Here is a 15840-nt window from a genome sequence, read left to right on the forward strand (position 1 = left end):
ATTGATAGTCGATAAGTACAAAAAGCCCTACCGACTTGGTAGGGCTTTTTGCTTTTGTAAGGCGCTTTTAGTTATAGTAGACAAATTAGCTTACACATACTTTTATCCACTTATTAATGTCCGTTCTATAAAAAAATATGCTTCAAAACAGCTTATTTAATCAAGCTGATAAATAACAATGACTAAAATCTAATGAGGACAAATCATGACTTATACCTTTAACCGTCAATTCCCTGAAACTCGTCTACGTCGATTACGCTACAACGATAACGTACGCGCGATGATTCGTGAAGTTGAGCTGCATCCTAAGCACTTTATCGCCCCTGTCTTCGTCTTAGAAGGCAAAAATAAGCGCGAAGCAATCGCTAGTATGCCAGGCGTTGAACGCTTATCGATTGACCTGCTGATCAACTATGCCAAAGAATTATTAAGCGAAGGCGTCACTACCATCGACATCTTCCCTGTTATTGATAATTCCTTAAAAACACCCGACGGTAAATCAGCTTATGACGAAAACGCCCTTACTGCTCGTACCGTAAAAGCGATCAAAGATGCTGTGCCTGAAATGGTAGTAATGACCGATGTGGCGTTAGATCCTTATACCTCGCACGGTCAAGATGGACTGCTGGATGATTCAGGCTATGTGATTAATGATGAAACGGTCGAAGTATTGGTCAAGCAAGCATTGGTACATGCCCGCGCTGGCGCTGATATCATCTCGCCTAGTGATATGATGGATGGCCGTATCAAAGCCATGCGTGACGCCTTTGAAGCCGAAGGCTTTGTGAATACCGCTATTATGGCTTACTCTGCCAAATATGCTTCTGCATACTATGGCCCGTTCCGTGATGCCGTCGGCAGTGCTGGTAACCTAAAAGGCGGACACAAGAAACAGTACCAGATGGATTTCGGTAATCGTGCTGAAGCGTTGCACGAAGTGGCGATGGACATAGCCGAGGGTGCAGATATGGTCATGATTAAGCCGGGTCAGCCGTATCTAGACCTTATTCGTGAAGTTAAAAATACCTTTGGCGTACCGACCTTTGCTTATCAAGTGTCTGGTGAATATGCGATGCATATGGCTGCGATTCAAAATGGTTGGCTAACTGATGCAGTCATTTTAGAATCGTTGATTGGTTTCCGCCGTGCAGGTGCTGATGGGATTTTGACGTATTTTGCGCTAGAAGCCGCTCGTCAGTTGAATAATGCGTAATATAAATTAAGCAGCTTTTTATTTATACCGTCAATCTATCGCGCCAACTGTGATTAATCAGCTGGCGCGATTTTTATTATCTTATATTAAAACTTCACTAAAAATTATAAACGTGTACGCTCGTGTGGCTCATTAAAATCAAGCACTGGACCAACAGGAATGATACGCGTGGGATTGATATTGGCATGGCTAGTATAATAATGCTGCTTGATATGATCGATGCTTACCGTCTCTGCAATATCTGGCACTCGATATAAATCACGTAAATAACCCCAAAGATTGGGATAATCAACAATGCGGCGAATATTACATTTAAAGTGTCCGACATATACCGCATCAAAACGCACCAGCGTGGTAAATAAGCGCCAGTCCGCCTCAGTTATCGTATTACCTAGCAAATAACGCTGGTCTGTCAAACGTGCCTCTAGCGTCTCTAATGCATCGAATAGCTCCATCACCGCTTCTTCATAAGCCGCTTGTGTGGTCGAAAATCCTGCTTTATAAACGCCATTATTGACCGTAGAATAAACGAGCTCATTAACTGCATTAATTTCTGCTAATAACTCGGTTGGTAAAAAATTACCTGCTAGTGCCCCAACCTCATCAAAAGCTGAGTTAAACATACGAATGATCTCAGAGGACTCATTACTGACGATGGTATTGGTTTTTTTGTCCCATAATACCGGCACCGTCACCCGTCCTGTATAGTCAGGCTTTGCCGCCGTATAAATCTCATATAAGTAATTCGCATTTACAATAGGATCAGCAATCACGCCCTCGCCCTCTGCAAACGTCCAGCCCTTATCGCCCATAAATGGATGCACCACTGACAGCGAAATCAGGTCTTGCAAACCCTTTAGCTGACGGTAAATAATGGTACGATGTGCCCAAGGACATGCAAGCGAGATATATAAATGATAGCGATCAGCTTCGGCTTTAAAACCGCCAACACCTGATGAGCCTGCGCTGCCATCGACCGTGACCCAATTTCTAAAACCGGCATCTTCTCGCTCAAAGCGTCCACCGCTCGCCTCTGTGTCATACCATTTGTCTTGCCATTGACCATCAACCAATAGACCCATATCACTCTCCTCAACATTCTATTTTGATATAATTTTTGTGAACTATGAGTACTGTGAAACTATTATCACAATCCTCACTTTATTTTGAGAATGATGATACCAGTTATATATCACCTAGCTATTAAGGTTTGTAGTTCTACTGACAATAAAAAATAAACCAATTTCAATCACTATTTAATATAACTACATAAAAAAATATTAAAAGTTACTTAGTATAAAGTGTGATACTCATTATTATGCTAATAAAAAAATTTATTAGAAATAAAGCTTGCAAAGTCTCAAAAACTTGATAGAATACTCAACCTAAATAGGCGTATAGCTCAGTTGGTTAGAGCGCTACCTTGACATGGTAGAGGTCAGCAGTTCGAGTCTGCTTATGCCTACCAAATATTTAAAAAGCCCCAATCTCACGATTGGGGCTTTTTTTGTCTGTAATATATGGGCTGTCCACCCAATAAAAAGATCACCATGAATAGTATTAGATTTTGCAGTAGCGTCATGACGGAACCGCCCTTGACCCATGTAAGCAATCCAACGCCTCACCATTCTCCAGTTGCGCGATAGAATATTAAATAAATACTTACTGAGTAGTGATCATAAGTCCATCACAGCGGTAGCGCCAATACCGATTAATCTTATAAAAACGACGTTATCCATGATGACTCTCTTACTGGTTTCAGTATCAATGTGATGATTGCATACAATTTTAAGTCCAGAGGGCATTATGGATATTTCGCAGGTTGCTAAACAGTCTGGTGTTCCTGCTTCAACGTTACGATTTTATGAGAAAAAATGCCTAATTCGCTCTGTTGGTCGGCACGATATCCGCCGAGTTTTCAGCGAAGATATATTAGAGCGTCTGGCCTGAATTGCTTTAGGACGTGTTGCAGGGTTTTCATTGGATGAGATTACTGGGATATTAGGGTCTGAAAAAACCCTAGATGTTGATCGAGATTTGTTGCTGAACAAAGCCTCTGAACTGGATGAAACGATTCAAAAATTAAGCGCTATGCGTGATGGGCTGCAACTTGCGGCAATTTACACAGCGCCTAGCCACTTGGAGTGTCCGAGGTTTTGACGTCTAATGAATCTAGCAGCCACTGGCGCTATTAAAGGTAACACCTTGCATAAATAAGCAATAGAGCCGATTTTACTAGGTGATTAGGTCAATCAAATAATATTGAACTGCTTAACAAATACACTGCGCTTATCCAAAAAACCTAGATTACTAGTATCACTTGCCTACGTTCTCTCTATTCAATTGTGCCAAACGTATAGAGTAGCATTCGTAAATAAAGACAAACCTACTCTAAAGCCTACCCCCTCATACGATGTTTGTTCTTCGCAACTGTCGTTAAAGCTAAACTAGCTATTTTTTATTCAAGTTATCACTCAAAGTTGGTTTTAAACTTCCAAAATATAACACCTTCAGCCATATGAAATCCTAAAATCTGGTGCTGAATTTCTGCAAACTGTCATTAGACCAGACGATCTATTGTTGTTTTATTGCCTACCGTTCTTAGTTCTTCAGAGACTGGCTCACAAAGTGCTATATATTTCAGATGTGTCAATTCATTGACCAGAGATCTATAAGGCTTTTTATGATTGATATTCTCCTGAACCATAGTTCTTAACACATTCATTTTTCTAACTTTCGACATACTCATTATTATCTCAGTACCAACATATTCATTGAATGGCTGTCACATTTATCACTCACAAAGAAAGTCAAATATTGAAGTTACCTTGTGTAAGCGTAGCTAATATGCACACCTTACTGAAATATAAAGTTTGTATATCTTAATGTTATATTATAACATAACTAAAGTATTTACTCTTATCGTTATTTATCCCTATATAACTTCTTATTTTGGTAATCTCATGTCTCCAATTTTTCATATCAACAGATTAAGAGAACCTGATTATACTTCTGTGTCTTCAGTTAATTTTAGTATTCGCCGGGTAACGACTGTATTCTCAGTAACGACAGCTTTAGGTATGGCAAGTTTGTCGGTCAATGCGACGGATACGATCGTAGATATCAAACCTATGACATCCTCATCTTTTCACCTAAACTCTCCTGATACGACCCACCCTTCGGTGACTCTAGACACCATAGTGGTGACGTCTAACCCTTTATTGCCACAAGCGAATGAAATGGCAACCGCAACCAGTATTGTTACTGGCGATGCGCTCACTACTCAGACAAGCAGTACGCTTGGTGATGCACTAGCAAATGAAGTTGGCGTGTCTACTGATAGTTTTGGGCAAGGTGCGAGCCGACCCATTATTCGAGGGCAAAGCGCACCGCGCGTCCAAGTCATGCAAAATGGTTTGAGCGTACAAGATGCGTCACAAATCTCACCAGACCATCAAGTGGCGGTACCTGTACTAGGTGCCAAACAAGTTGAAGTAATCAAAGGCACGTCAGCGTTGATGTATGGCGGCGGTGCTATAGGCGGTGTGGTCAATATCGTCAATGACACTATCCCTAAAGAGAAACGACAAAAAAACATCAGCGGAAAAATGGCATTGATTGGTCAACAAGCCACAGACGGTTATTTAGGTTATGCAGAACTCAATGGCAGTATCGGTGAAAACTGGCTATGGAGTGGGTATTACCAAAAGACGGATAAAGGCAATATCCAAGTACCACACTTAGATACCGATGAGATTGCCAACAGTTGGTACACGCAAGATAACGGTATCATTGGCTTGTCTTATGTGACTGATATGGGCTATGTCGGTGCATCATATCAGCGCCTGTCTTCAGAATATGGCTTGCCGTTTCATGTGCATAATGAATGCTCACCTGACAGCACACTGACTAACCAACTGAGCTGTGATACAAATCACGATCACGAACACGAACATGACCACGATCATGGTGAAGCGCCCTATGTCGATATGACGTCAAACGTCTATCAGCTCCATGCTGAGCGAAAATTACCCTTGATAGGCGTCGATAGCATCAATACGAAACTCAGCTATACCGATTATCGTCACGATGAAATAGATGAAGGCGCTGTGGGCACAACTTTTGAAAACAAAGCCATAAGCGCTCAAACTCAAGCCACACATAGCACGTATAAAACAGGCAATCTAGGTTTTATGAAAGGTGTGGTCGGTCTAGATTACACAAACAGTCGGTTTTCTGCTGTTGGGCTAGAAGGCTATTTGCCGCAAACCGATCGTACACAAGTCGGTTTGTTCTTTATTGAACGACTCACGCCAGATTATTTTGGCGCAAAAATACAGAATGCTGATAAATTTGCAGGACAACCATTATCTGCAAGTGATGCCCATGCTGGTCACAACCATGGTGAGACGACGAACGACGCTCCTCTCGATACGTCTAATATTTTAAGAAAACAAGGCAAAAGTCCTTGGTATATTGAGTTTGGCGGTCGTCAAGATTTTCAAAATCTAATAGATAACGACAATAACATCGAAAAACACATGCCGGAACGTCTGTCAGTTTAGAAGGTGGCAAATATCTTACGCCTAATACGCAGTTGTCAGCCAGAATCAGTCATTCTGAAAGATTGCCTTCTCCACAAGAGTTATTTTCTAATGGCGCCCATCTTGCAACCAATACTTGGGAGCGTGGTAATGGGCAATTAGAAGAAGAATCTACTGATGGCGTAGAGCTCACTCTGCGTTACGACAATGGCAATCGTTTTGATAGTAGTATTTCTGTCTTTTATAACGACAGTACAAATTATATTTATGCCAAAACTCAAGACATTGCTACTGAAGGAGAGTCTGCTGGTTTCCGTTTAGTGGATTATGTCCAAAGCGATGCCAAGCATTATGGTAGTGAAATTCAATCACGCTATTATCTTAATGACAATATTAGTATTGGCAGCTTTGCCGACATTGCACTCATCACGCTAGATGATGCGAGCCTTACACGGAAATACGCACCAAGATTGGTAGCGCCCCGTATTGGTGGTGATATTACCTCTCAATTTGGTCAGTTTGACTTGGTGCTGTCTGGATATCATCGTTTTGAGCAAGATCACATTGCTGATTTTGAAACCAATACGCCGAGCTACAACATGGTTGATGCCAAGCTTGTCTACCATAGTTCGAGCGCTCATGATTACACCGCTTTTTTTCAAGTCGAAAATATTCTAAACGAGCTTGCCTATAATCATGCCTCTTATTTGGCTGAACAAGTACCAATGCCAGAGCGCTCTTTCAATGCGGGTATCACCTATAACTTCTAAAAGCCTACTCTCTTTTCATTAGTCACCAGTAACTAGCAATCCGTAATCAATTGTCATAAGCCTCATAACTTATGACTGGAGTCCTTTATGAATCAAATAAATGCTTTGAGCCGTGCCATCGCGCTCGCTTTCTCTTCTTTAATCGCCGTTTCAGTACTTAGCGGATGCGGGTCATCAGATGATAGGAAAACACCAATCATAGATTCAGAGCATGACCATGATGATGAATCTGCTGTCAGCACTGAAATGGAACAAGGTCGTTTATTCATCACTGCAAAAGATGGCAATCAAGCTTACATTTATAGCCTTGCTCAAAATAAAGTGATACAAACCTTACCATTAACCGGTCAAGCCGATGCCGTACAAAGTAGTCCAGATGGTCATTACGCCGTCATCATGGATCGTACTAACAACGCGGTCAATTTTTATCATAGTGGGCTTGAGATTGAAAACCATGGCGATAATGATCACCCATATGCTCGTGATGCGGCAAAAATGCCATTACAGCTAAATTATACCCGTCCTGTACATTTTCAAACTTTTGGAGAGCAAGCAGGGCTGTTTTTTGACGGCTTAGGTGCGACAGGCAATCCCATAGAGAACCCTGTACAAGAAGCTGGATTTGTACTTGTAACAGATACCGGTATAGCTGACGGTACACTGCCTTATCAAAAGCTTAATACCAGCATGCACGGTACAGCGGAACCTAGAGGCAATTATGTGATTGCCTCACAGCGTTATCAGACAACCGGTAGCTCACTGGCTGATACGCTCTCTGTATTTGAACAGCATGGTGATCACTATCATATAAGCCAAACCTTTGAGACAAAATGCATGGGGTTGCATGGCAGTGGCAGCGTCACAGATTACAGTGTCTTTGCTTGTAGCGATGGCGTTTTAAGTGTTAAGCAGATTGGAGACATTTTCAGCGCCGAAAAAATTGCCTATCCCAGCAGCCTAACCAATATTCAATGTGATAGTACAAGCAGTAGTCCTGCTCGGATTGGCTCATTCATCACTAACCACCATCATAATTATGCCATTGGCAGCGCTTGCGGTCAGCCTTACCGTGTTGATCCTGTCAGTAAAAACATGACACCTATTGTCTGGACAACAGACAGCAGTCGCCGTGTTGTCAGCTATGATTTTGATGCCCATGGAGAGTATTTAATGCTACTCGATGATACTGGCAAGTTATACATACTGGATGTCGCACAAAATTATAAGCAAACCGCCGTATTAAATATTTTCCCTAATGGCATCGAAGGCAAAGCGGTTCCCTCATTTATTGTTAACCCAAACACGCAAATGGTTTATATGATGGATGACTCAAACCAGAAAATTATCGAGATTGATCCTCATGATGGTAAAATCGAGTCAAAAATAACACTAAATTTCACACCCTCTCATGTGACTTGGTTTGGTGTGAAAGCTGGGCATGATGATGAACATAGCCATTAGCGCTTAGCACCTCATCTAATAAAGCTACTTTAATGACTGCTGACAGTAACTGGCTATTAAATATATTTATAAACGCTAGTATTCAAGATAACCCTTAATCCGACGCTTTTTAAATTCCGAAGCATCCGATTAAGGCGCTCGCTGATCTTGAATTCTTCTATAGGCATATCTTAAACAACTGGGCTAGTAGGATTTACTACATTAGTTATAGTCTGCTATAAAATCATATTATCCCAGTTTATAGTTATAAAAAAACCAATGAAACCGCTACGATATTTTCATAGCAGTTTCATTGGTTATACGGTCTTTAACGCTAAAAATTATTCGCCGAATACTTTCATACGCTCTTCAACTGGCTGAAACGCTTTGTCACCTGCTGGCTGCTCAATAGCGCCGAACACCATTTGAGCATTCAATTCCCAATCTTCAGCGATGTCCCAAGCATCAGCAACTCTCTGATCGATGACAGGATTATAATGCTGCAAGTTGGCACCGACATCAATGCCTGCCAATGCCGTCCAAATCACATACTGATGCATCGCGCTGGTTTGATGTGCCCAGATTGGGAATTTATCCGCATATAAAGGGGCTGCTTCTTGCATGTTTCTCACGACGCCTTTGTCCTCGAAGAACAATACTGTACCCGCACCCGCTCTAAAGCCTGCGATTTTATCTTTAGTACCTTGGAACTTCTCGTCATCGCCGACGATAACCTTGAGTGTCTCTTCAGTGATGTCCCATAATTTTTTATGATCTTCACCGAATAATACTACGATACGCGTCGATTGTGAGTTAAAAGCGGATGGCGTATGCAAAACCGCATGCTCAACTAACTTAACGATTTCGTCATTTGATACTGGCAATTGATTGCTCAATGCATAGATAGAGCGACGTTTTTCTGCCAATTTCTGTAATGTTTTTAGGTCTGACATTATTTTCTCCAGTGATTATTTATGAGTTTACGTGATTAAGAGCTAAGTTATAAAGCTAAATGCTAATCAACCTTTAACCTTTAAAACCTTGAGGTAATTCAGGTGCTGGCAAACGTTTCATATCAGAGTCGACATTACCGAAACGCTCATGACCATTATTCCAGTCGATGATGGATTGCTCGATCTCTGCTTTATTGTCCGCAACAAAGTTCCACCACAGTAGGACTTGGTTGTTTAATGGCTCACCGCCGATAAACATCACACGTGTGCCTTTTTTGGCGACCAGCTTGATGCTTTCGTTATTAGCAACATCGCTATCGTGGAAACGAAAGAGTTGATCCTGCTTACATACCTTTCCTTCAGATTCTATCTCACCCTCTGAGACTAAGATGCCGTATTCACAGCCTGGTTCTAAAATCAGTGTAGCCTCGCCATCTTGGATAAAATACACGTCGATACCGACCAGTTTTGAATATTGGATGGTAGGCGCTTCAAAGTGCTGACCTGAGGCATTGGTATAGCTACCGGTGGTCAGAATCATCTCAACACTATCTTCCGTCCACGTTGGTAGCTCTGGATAATGATGAAAACCGCGCTCAATCTCTTGATCCGTCGGTAGTGCAATCCAGAGCTGTACCATACTGAGGGCACGCGCGGCGTCTGGTGAGCCACCAGTGTCTGGAAAGACGCTTTGTTCTGTGTGACTGATGCCTTGATTCAAACCTGTACCAGCTGTCATGACGTTGACTTGGTTCTTAGTAATGACTTGCTCGTTACCTAAGCTATCTTTATGCAGTACTTCGCCATTTAACATCCAGCTAAAAGTTTGCAGATTGGTGTGCGGATGACGACCAACTTGCATACCGGTTTCATCTTCACCAAAGTCAGCAGGACCAGCGTGATCTAAAAAGCACCACGCACCGATAGGCTGTTTTCCTTTATTGGGTAATAAACGGGCAATCGGAATACCGCCAACATCAGCCAACCTTGGCTCTAGGGTTTGAATACTCATAAGTTAACTCCTTTTCTAATTAATTATTATTCATAATGATGATCATAAAGACGAGTTTAGATTATCATAGAGACTTCCATTAACAATACTCTAGCGTCCTCATCAGCATCCATCGTGAAGCTTTTGGTGTCTGAGATACCAAGACCATCTCGAGTATCAAGTACGTTACCGTTGATAGTCACTTTACCCTCTAGTAACAAGACATAAACACCGTTGTTGACATCTTTTAAATCATAAGTCTGAGTCACGCCTTTATTGAAATTACCCATATGGAACCAAGCGTCTTGATGAATCCAAACCCCAGCGTCGTCCGCGTTTGGCGAGAGCACTTGGTTAAACTCATTAGCTTTCATGTGCTCATCCATACGCACTTGCTGATAACGCGGCGTCACACCCATTTTGTTGGGAATCACCCAAATTTGTAAAAACTTGACAGGTTCATTGGCATCGCCATTCATCTCACTATGAGTAATACCCGTACCCGCTGACATGACCTGAATCTCACCCGTTTCGATGATGCCTTGGTTACCGATATTATCTCCATGAGCTAACTTCCCACTTAGAGGAATACTGATAATTTCCATGTCGCGGTGTGAGTGCTTGCCGAAACCTTGACCGCCAATAACAAAGTCATCATTGATGACTCGTAGCGCGCCAAAACCCATACGCTCTGGATTATGATAATTGGCAAAACTAAAAGTATGCTTACTTTTGAGCCAGCCATGGTTAGCATCGCCACGAGAATCTGCTGCATGATAGATCGTTTTCATAAGTTATCCTTTATTTTTAATTGGCTTGTTTAAGCTATGGTCCTATTATAATTGTTGACCATATATAGATAAACAGTGCTTATTGCAAATAACTATTCTTATTTATAGAACAATAGGCGCTTAGCATTAACGTAATATAATAGTCACGCCATCATTCGCGTCACCCGTTAGTACCAATAAACAGGTGCAAAAAATATTAATGATAAAGAGAGAATAACAATGTCAAATCAGCATACAACGCATTACGATGTGATCGACAATAAAAGCCAAAATCGATTTGAGATTCATATTGATGATCAAATTGCCTTTGAAGACTATGAGTTTTTTACCACATCCACAGGTGAAGAAGGTATTGAATATAAGCACACATTTGTGCCTGATTCGCTTAGTGGTCGTGGTATTGCAGGCTACTTAGTTAAGGTTATCTTAGATTGTGCAGCCGCTAGAAAACTGCGCGTTAAACCGACCTGTCCTTATGTGAAATCCTATATTGATAAGCACCCAGAATACCAAGCCAATTCGGTGTTTCATGGTGCGAAAGCCTAAGACAAGATGCATAAAAAAAGCCATGATAATTTATCATGGCTTTTTACGGTTCATGGCATTACTCAATGTAGGTAAAACTTTTATTAGCTAATATGCTGTAAGAACTCTGGATTACGCGCTAGTAGTGATAGGTACAGCACAGGAATGACAAATAAACCGACTGCCCAATAACTGAGATTAACGTACAGCACCGCGCCGAGTAGCGCGCCAATCACAAAGCTGATAACCAATGCCGCGCTATGCCCCAATTTTTTGGCATTATCAGCGCTACGGTTGGCAATATAATCTGACAGACCAATACCCAGTTGGGTGGTATTGCCTGTCATTAATACCGTTGGACTCATGTGTTTGATGACTGTTTTACTAGCCGTATTACGAATAGCAAGTGCCGTTAAACCTAGACCACCAGTGATGGCGACGGTTATATCTCCAGCCTCAGTGAAAGGTTGAAAGGACAATCCTGCTATCATAAAGGCGGTCAAAAATAGGGCTTCTGCCAAAAATAAATGGCTGAGTACCAACGTTTGCTTCCGGCTTTTATCAATGTATATTTTGGTAATAACCACCGTTATTATAAAAAGCGGCACTGATGCCAGCTTGATCCACAAGCCATCTTCACCTTTAACCAAACCGCTACCAGCCAGTACTAAGTTACCCGTGACATGAGCGGTAAAAAAGCCAAATAAAGTGATGAAGCCAATGGTATCAATCGCCCCACCAACTATCGTTAATAGTATAGGCGCTTGATAGCGTTGCCAAAAGCTTGGTGTCTTACGATCTAGAGTGTTGTTATCAGCGACAGCTTTAGGCACTGGTATTCCCTGCAAAATCCATGAAATCAGTCACAAAGCGCTGTAAGAATTTCTGTGTGCGCGGGCTAACACTGCCATCATCATTTAAGCTGTCAGTTGCACGACTTAAATGAATTTCAGGATCAATCATCATTTGTGCCGAAAGCATTTGCATGCTTTTTCTGACATCAAGGCCACTATTGATACCGCCAAAACTGCCTGGCGAGGCCGTCACTACCGCAACTTTTTTATGGGTCCACACGCTTTCTTTATAAGGACGTGAGGCGATATCTACGACATTTTTCAAGGCGGCAGGCATAGTGCGGTTATGCTCTGGTGTGACAATTAATACGGCATCAGCGCCTGTCAGCTGCTGACGCACACGCTCATAGCTATCGATAGTCGTATCATCATAATCCTGATTGTAAAGGGGTAAATCTGCGATATAGACTTCTTTTATAGTCACGCTTTCAGGCATCTGCGACACCATATATTCTGCAAATTTACGATTGATAGATTCTTTTCGCAAGCTGCCAATAATTAAGGCGATGTTTATGGATGGGCTCATAGCGGCTCCTTGATTATGATGATAAGAAGATATTTTCTAAGCCATTTACTCTACTATATTCTGCGATGATTACTGTTATCAATTGAATAAGCACCTGCTCCATGAGCAAATATCATCAAGAAACCACCCGCCATCGCAATGTTTTTCATGAAAGGGTTCATCTGTGATTCATCTATCCAGAATTGATGGAAAAGCAGCGCTGATATAATATTGAATCCAACGAGTAAAATAGCAACGAAACGCGCTTTGAATCCGAAGAGAATAGCGAGACCGCCAAAGAGTTCAACGGCTATAACTAAGGGTAATAACATCCCGGGCACACCCATTGATTCCATATAACCTTGAGTGGCCGCGTAGCCGGTAATTTTAGTAAAGCCTGAAAAGATAAAAATCATTGATAAAAATAGGCGTCCGATAGGAGCGCTTAGCTCTTGTAGTTTATCCATGGGTTTTCTCCAGTAATAGAATGTTTTTTAAATTTTATTTGATTATGCGATGGTCTTATTGTATTTGTTGCTTATAATTAGATAAACTGTGATAATTGCAAATGTAAGTTCTTATTTGTAGAACAATTAAGAGGTGGTTTACATGGGACAATTAGAAGATATGGCAATGTTTGTGCGTGTTGTCGAAGCAGGCAGTATTACCAAAGCCGCAGAACAACTGAACATCGCAAAATCTGCGGTAAGCCGGCGTTTAAAGGAGTTAGAGACGCGCTTGGGCAGTCAACTGATTAGCCGAACCACGCGTCAATCAAACTTAACCCAAGCCGGTGAGCAGTATTATCAAAAGGTGCACCATATACTCAGTGAAGTGGATGCGCTGAATGAAGAGACGAGTGGTACTCCGACGCGTATCGAAGGGACATTAAAGATGACTGCACCACTGTCCTTTGGTTTGATGCATTTAAACGATGTCATCGATGAATACGCCAATCAGCATCCTGAGTTAAAGTTTGAGCTGGATTTTTCTGATCGGCATACTGATTTGATTGAGGAAGGGTTTGAGTTAGCGATTCGTATTAGAGAGTTGCAAGATTCCAGTTATCAAGCCAAACGTCTGGCACTGATTCGTTATGCGTTATGCGCCAGTCCTGAATATCTAGAGAGAATGGGTACGCCAAAGACTTTTGACGATCTGTCAGAACATGAGTTTTTACAATATGGTATGAGCAAATCTAGCGCGATAGAATTGATAGATGAGCAAGGTAAGAAGCATCAAGTCGCCGTAAACGGTAAAATAAAAGCCAATAATGGGGACTTTTTGCGGGAGATGGCAGTCAAAGGTCATGGTATTGCTTTTCTGCCAACTTTTATTACGTATCAAGCCTTAATCAGCGGTGAGCTTGTGCCTATCCTCCAGCAGTATCAATTACCTACTTTAAACGCTTATGCGGTCTACCCGAAAAATCGATTTTTATCGCAGCGCTGTCGTTATTTGATTGACTTTATTGCCGAGCGTTTTGGTGATAATCCGTATTGGGATAATTTTTGATAAGCATTTACGGCTCAACACTTAACGGACAAGCTTAAATGAACACTATACCTGCCATTAATAAGATAAGTGCCCGCGATCCCAATGAACCAAGTCGACCCTCAACAAACGCTAGAGTTATTAACCTCTACCGTCAAATCCGTAGAAACAAAATTGGGATAATATTGATTATAATAGGTACAAATACGATACTGAATATATTTCTAAGGTTTTGCCATTCTCTCCCGAAATGGATATTGAATTTCCTATATAATGTGAGCCATCTCTTTGTTGATAACCCCTTTAATTTAGGCTTTTTTCTTAGTAAAAAAATGCTTCTTATCAGGTAAAACGGTGCTTTATGTTTAACGCTTCCTCAACTCGTTTAAATAAATACATCAGCGAAAGCGGTATTTGCTCCAGGCGAGACGCTGACCGCTTTGTTGAACAAGGTAATGTATACATCAATGGTAAGCGTGCTCAAGTAGGTGATCAAGTAGTTGCTGGAGATACAGTGAAAGTCAACGGGCAACTCATTGAGCCGCGAGAGGCGGATGATTTTGTATTTATTGTCTTGAATAAACCCGTGGGTATTGTGAGCACTACAGAAGCTTCAGAAAAAGATAATATCGTTGATTTCGTTAGACATAGTACACGTATTTTTCCGATTGGACGTTTGGATAAAGACTCTCAAGGTTTAATCTTTTTGACCAGTAATGGTGATCTGGTTAATAAAGTATTACGTGCTGGTAATAACCACGAGAAAGAATATTTGGTGACGGTGAACAAACCGATAACAGATAGTTTTATTGAGGGTTTAGCTGGTGGCGTGCCAATGCTTGGGAAGATGACCAAGAAATGCCCAGTTACTAAGGTGGCACCCACCGTGTTTAACATCACGCTAGTGCAGGGTTTAAACCGCCAAATTCGCCGTATGTGTGAGCATTTTGGCTATGAAGTGGTGAAGCTTGAGCGTACGCGGATTATGAATGTCAGTCTTAAAGGTACTCCCGTTGGAGACTGGCGAGATTTAACCGAAAAAGAGTTGTCTGTTTTACTTAAGTCCATAGAAGGTTCTTCTTCAGATGCCAGTAATCCGGGCAAGAAATCTCGTAATGCGCCACGAAAAAATGCTCGTACTGATGATTCATCAAAGACAAAAACGTCTTCAAAATCAGCGGGGGCAGCAAAGGGCAATAAAAAACACGCCAAGGATGATGCTAGAAAACCAGCGGGTTCTAAAGGTAAAGATAGACGTCCTTTTGGTAATGGCAAGAAGGCTGTGGGCAATGGCAAACCTGCTACAAATGGTAAGCGCCCTGCAAAAGGTCGAAGTTCTAAGCGGTAGCAGTATCGCGACTATAGATTGATGGGTAAAGGTTAGCTAATTAGAACACTTGATAAGAAATACTGCACAAAAAGCCAGACAATTTAAGTTGTCCGGCTTTTTTGTTGCCTGCAGACTCTCTCAACCAAATAATTTTTATTATAAAGCCAACTCATAACTCGTACTAAACACTGAGGCTTGAAATTCTTGCGGCATCCCCTGCTCTATTAAGTCATTAATCTCTCTTAATGCGATATCGATAGAACATTTGGTCATAACTCCTGCGGCGCTGCCATACTATAAAATCGTTGGCCACTATCATCGCTTTGTACCAATACTCTCTCAGTAATCTCTCAATAATTTCACGAAGTACCGCTGGTATGGGCGGACTAAAAATAGCAGAGTCTAAGACAGTTAGCAGATGTCATTGTTC

General features: G+C 41.6%; 17 protein-coding genes, 1 tRNA gene and 1 pseudogene. 10 read left to right on the plus strand and 9 right to left on the minus strand.

Annotation, left to right across the window (positions count from 1 at the left end):
* The first annotated feature begins 205 nt into the window (after positions 1 to 205).
* Complete coding sequence (gene hemB / locus JMW85_RS10510; protein WP_109589282.1) at positions 206 to 1213, plus strand: porphobilinogen synthase; 1008 nt, start codon at positions 206 to 208, stop codon at positions 1211 to 1213.
* A gap of 104 nt (positions 1214 to 1317) precedes the next feature.
* Here hemB and JMW85_RS10515 read toward each other — a convergent pair whose 3' ends face one another.
* Positions 1318 to 2295 (minus strand): glutathione S-transferase family protein, encoded by a 978-nt coding sequence (locus tag JMW85_RS10515; RefSeq protein WP_201581706.1) that lies wholly within the window; start codon positions 2293 to 2295, stop codon positions 1318 to 1320.
* A gap of 309 nt (positions 2296 to 2604) precedes the next feature.
* On the opposite strand from JMW85_RS10515, the gene JMW85_RS10520 reads away from it, so the two are divergent.
* Positions 2605 to 2681: transfer RNA gene (locus JMW85_RS10520), tRNA-Val, on the plus strand.
* Here the strand turns inward: JMW85_RS10520 and JMW85_RS14580 are convergent.
* Positions 2632 to 2874, minus strand: a pseudogene (locus tag JMW85_RS14580) (DUF2938 family protein); the annotation flags it as partial. The gene JMW85_RS10520 and the pseudogene JMW85_RS14580 overlap by 50 nt on opposite strands.
* Before the next feature lie 145 nt (positions 2875 to 3019).
* Between JMW85_RS14580 and JMW85_RS14585 the strand changes: the two are divergent.
* From JMW85_RS14585 to JMW85_RS10540, 5 genes are all read left to right on the plus strand, one after another.
* Positions 3020 to 3163: a MerR family transcriptional regulator gene (locus JMW85_RS14585; protein WP_374220454.1), complete on the plus strand. Its 144-nt coding sequence runs from the start codon at positions 3020 to 3022 to the stop codon at positions 3161 to 3163.
* Complete coding sequence (locus JMW85_RS14590) at positions 3164 to 3373, plus strand: MerR family DNA-binding protein (RefSeq protein ID WP_374220459.1); 210 nt, start codon at positions 3164 to 3166, stop codon at positions 3371 to 3373. It abuts the gene before it with no gap.
* An 803-nt stretch (positions 3374 to 4176) separates the two neighbouring features.
* Entirely contained in the window at positions 4177 to 5778 is a 1602-nt protein-coding gene (locus JMW85_RS10535; protein ID WP_227681792.1) for a TonB-dependent receptor plug domain-containing protein, read from the plus strand.
* Positions 5779 to 5810: 32 nt separating this feature from the next.
* Positions 5811 to 6527, plus strand: coding sequence for a TonB-dependent receptor (locus JMW85_RS14315; RefSeq protein ID WP_227681794.1), 717 nt, complete (start codon positions 5811 to 5813; stop codon positions 6525 to 6527).
* 87 nt (positions 6528 to 6614) lie between these two features.
* Complete coding sequence (locus JMW85_RS10540) at positions 6615 to 7988, plus strand: YncE family protein (RefSeq protein WP_201581707.1); 1374 nt, start codon at positions 6615 to 6617, stop codon at positions 7986 to 7988.
* A 320-nt stretch (positions 7989 to 8308) separates the two neighbouring features.
* Here the strand turns inward: JMW85_RS10540 and JMW85_RS10545 are convergent, their stop codons facing one another.
* The 3 genes from JMW85_RS10545 to JMW85_RS10555 form a co-directional block, all read right to left on the minus strand.
* On the minus strand, positions 8309 to 8920 hold the full coding sequence (locus JMW85_RS10545) for a nitroreductase family protein (protein ID WP_201581708.1): 612 nt from the start codon (positions 8918 to 8920) through the stop codon (positions 8309 to 8311).
* A 73-nt stretch (positions 8921 to 8993) separates the two neighbouring features.
* Entirely contained in the window at positions 8994 to 9932 is a 939-nt protein-coding gene (locus JMW85_RS10550) for a pirin family protein (RefSeq protein ID WP_201581709.1), read from the minus strand.
* A 56-nt stretch (positions 9933 to 9988) separates the two neighbouring features.
* Positions 9989 to 10702: a pirin family protein gene (locus JMW85_RS10555; RefSeq protein WP_201581710.1), complete on the minus strand. Its 714-nt coding sequence runs from the start codon at positions 10700 to 10702 to the stop codon at positions 9989 to 9991.
* Between the two features lie 219 nt (positions 10703 to 10921).
* Here JMW85_RS10555 and JMW85_RS10560 point away from each other — a divergent pair, with 219 nt between their 5' ends.
* The gene (locus JMW85_RS10560) at positions 10922 to 11248 is read left to right on the plus strand and encodes a GNAT family N-acetyltransferase (protein ID WP_201581711.1); all 327 of its coding nucleotides are present in this window, start codon (positions 10922 to 10924) and stop codon (positions 11246 to 11248) included.
* 83 nt (positions 11249 to 11331) lie between these two features.
* Here JMW85_RS10560 and JMW85_RS10565 read toward each other — a convergent pair whose 3' ends face one another.
* From JMW85_RS10565 to JMW85_RS10575, 3 genes are read right to left on the minus strand one after another with little or no spacing between them, the layout of a single operon-like run.
* Entirely contained in the window at positions 11332 to 12060 is a 729-nt protein-coding gene (locus JMW85_RS10565; RefSeq protein WP_201581712.1) for a YoaK family protein, read from the minus strand.
* Complete coding sequence (locus JMW85_RS10570) at positions 12053 to 12607, minus strand: NADPH-dependent FMN reductase (protein WP_201581713.1); 555 nt, start codon at positions 12605 to 12607, stop codon at positions 12053 to 12055. The genes JMW85_RS10565 and JMW85_RS10570 overlap by 8 nt, the downstream gene beginning before the upstream one ends.
* A gap of 53 nt (positions 12608 to 12660) precedes the next feature.
* Positions 12661 to 13053: a DoxX family protein gene (locus JMW85_RS10575; protein ID WP_201581714.1), complete on the minus strand. Its 393-nt coding sequence runs from the start codon at positions 13051 to 13053 to the stop codon at positions 12661 to 12663.
* Between the two features lie 142 nt (positions 13054 to 13195).
* Here JMW85_RS10575 and JMW85_RS10580 point away from each other — a divergent pair, with 142 nt between their 5' ends.
* Entirely contained in the window at positions 13196 to 14101 is a 906-nt protein-coding gene (locus tag JMW85_RS10580; protein WP_201581715.1) for a LysR family transcriptional regulator, read from the plus strand.
* 340 nt (positions 14102 to 14441) lie between these two features.
* A complete protein-coding gene (gene rluF / locus JMW85_RS10585; protein ID WP_201554444.1) occupies positions 14442 to 15428 on the plus strand; it encodes a 23S rRNA pseudouridine(2604) synthase RluF in 987 nt (328 codons plus the stop codon).
* Between the two features lie 138 nt (positions 15429 to 15566).
* Here the strand turns inward: rluF and JMW85_RS10590 are convergent, their stop codons facing one another.
* Complete coding sequence (locus JMW85_RS10590; RefSeq protein ID WP_201581716.1) at positions 15567 to 15683, minus strand: cell filamentation protein Fic; 117 nt, start codon at positions 15681 to 15683, stop codon at positions 15567 to 15569.
* Between the last annotated feature and the right edge of the window lie 157 nt (positions 15684 to 15840).

Origin of the sequence: Psychrobacter glacincola, assembly GCF_904846075.1 — a bacterium.
Lineage (GTDB): Bacteria > Pseudomonadota > Gammaproteobacteria > Pseudomonadales > Moraxellaceae > Psychrobacter > Psychrobacter glacincola_C.

Excerpts from the sequence above, each read along its gene's own strand:
- JMW85_RS10550 (WP_201581709.1), bottom strand. The coding sequence starts at position 9,932 with ATGAGTATTCAAACCCTAGAGCCAAGGTTGGCTGATGTTGGCGGTATT.
- JMW85_RS10545 (WP_201581708.1), bottom strand. The coding sequence starts at position 8,920 with ATGTCAGACCTAAAAACATTACAGAAATTGGCAGAAAAACGTCGCTCT.
- JMW85_RS10575 (WP_201581714.1), bottom strand. The coding sequence starts at position 13,053 with ATGGATAAACTACAAGAGCTAAGCGCTCCTATCGGACGCCTATTTTTA.
- JMW85_RS10515 (WP_201581706.1), bottom strand. The coding sequence starts at position 2,295 with ATGGGTCTATTGGTTGATGGTCAATGGCAAGACAAATGGTATGACACA.
- JMW85_RS10535 (WP_227681792.1), top strand. The coding sequence starts at position 4,177 with ATGTCTCCAATTTTTCATATCAACAGATTAAGAGAACCTGATTATACT.
- JMW85_RS14585 (WP_374220454.1), top strand. The coding sequence starts at position 3,020 with ATGGATATTTCGCAGGTTGCTAAACAGTCTGGTGTTCCTGCTTCAACG.
- JMW85_RS10590 (WP_201581716.1), bottom strand. The coding sequence starts at position 15,683 with ATGACCAAATGTTCTATCGATATCGCATTAAGAGAGATTAATGACTTA.
- JMW85_RS10540 (WP_201581707.1), top strand. The coding sequence starts at position 6,615 with ATGAATCAAATAAATGCTTTGAGCCGTGCCATCGCGCTCGCTTTCTCT.
- JMW85_RS10570 (WP_201581713.1), bottom strand. The coding sequence starts at position 12,607 with ATGAGCCCATCCATAAACATCGCCTTAATTATTGGCAGCTTGCGAAAA.
- JMW85_RS10555 (WP_201581710.1), bottom strand. The coding sequence starts at position 10,702 with ATGAAAACGATCTATCATGCAGCAGATTCTCGTGGCGATGCTAACCAT.
- JMW85_RS10560 (WP_201581711.1), top strand. The coding sequence starts at position 10,922 with ATGTCAAATCAGCATACAACGCATTACGATGTGATCGACAATAAAAGC.
- JMW85_RS10580 (WP_201581715.1), top strand. The coding sequence starts at position 13,196 with ATGGGACAATTAGAAGATATGGCAATGTTTGTGCGTGTTGTCGAAGCA.
- hemB (WP_109589282.1), top strand. The coding sequence starts at position 206 with ATGACTTATACCTTTAACCGTCAATTCCCTGAAACTCGTCTACGTCGA.
- rluF (WP_201554444.1), top strand. The coding sequence starts at position 14,442 with ATGTTTAACGCTTCCTCAACTCGTTTAAATAAATACATCAGCGAAAGC.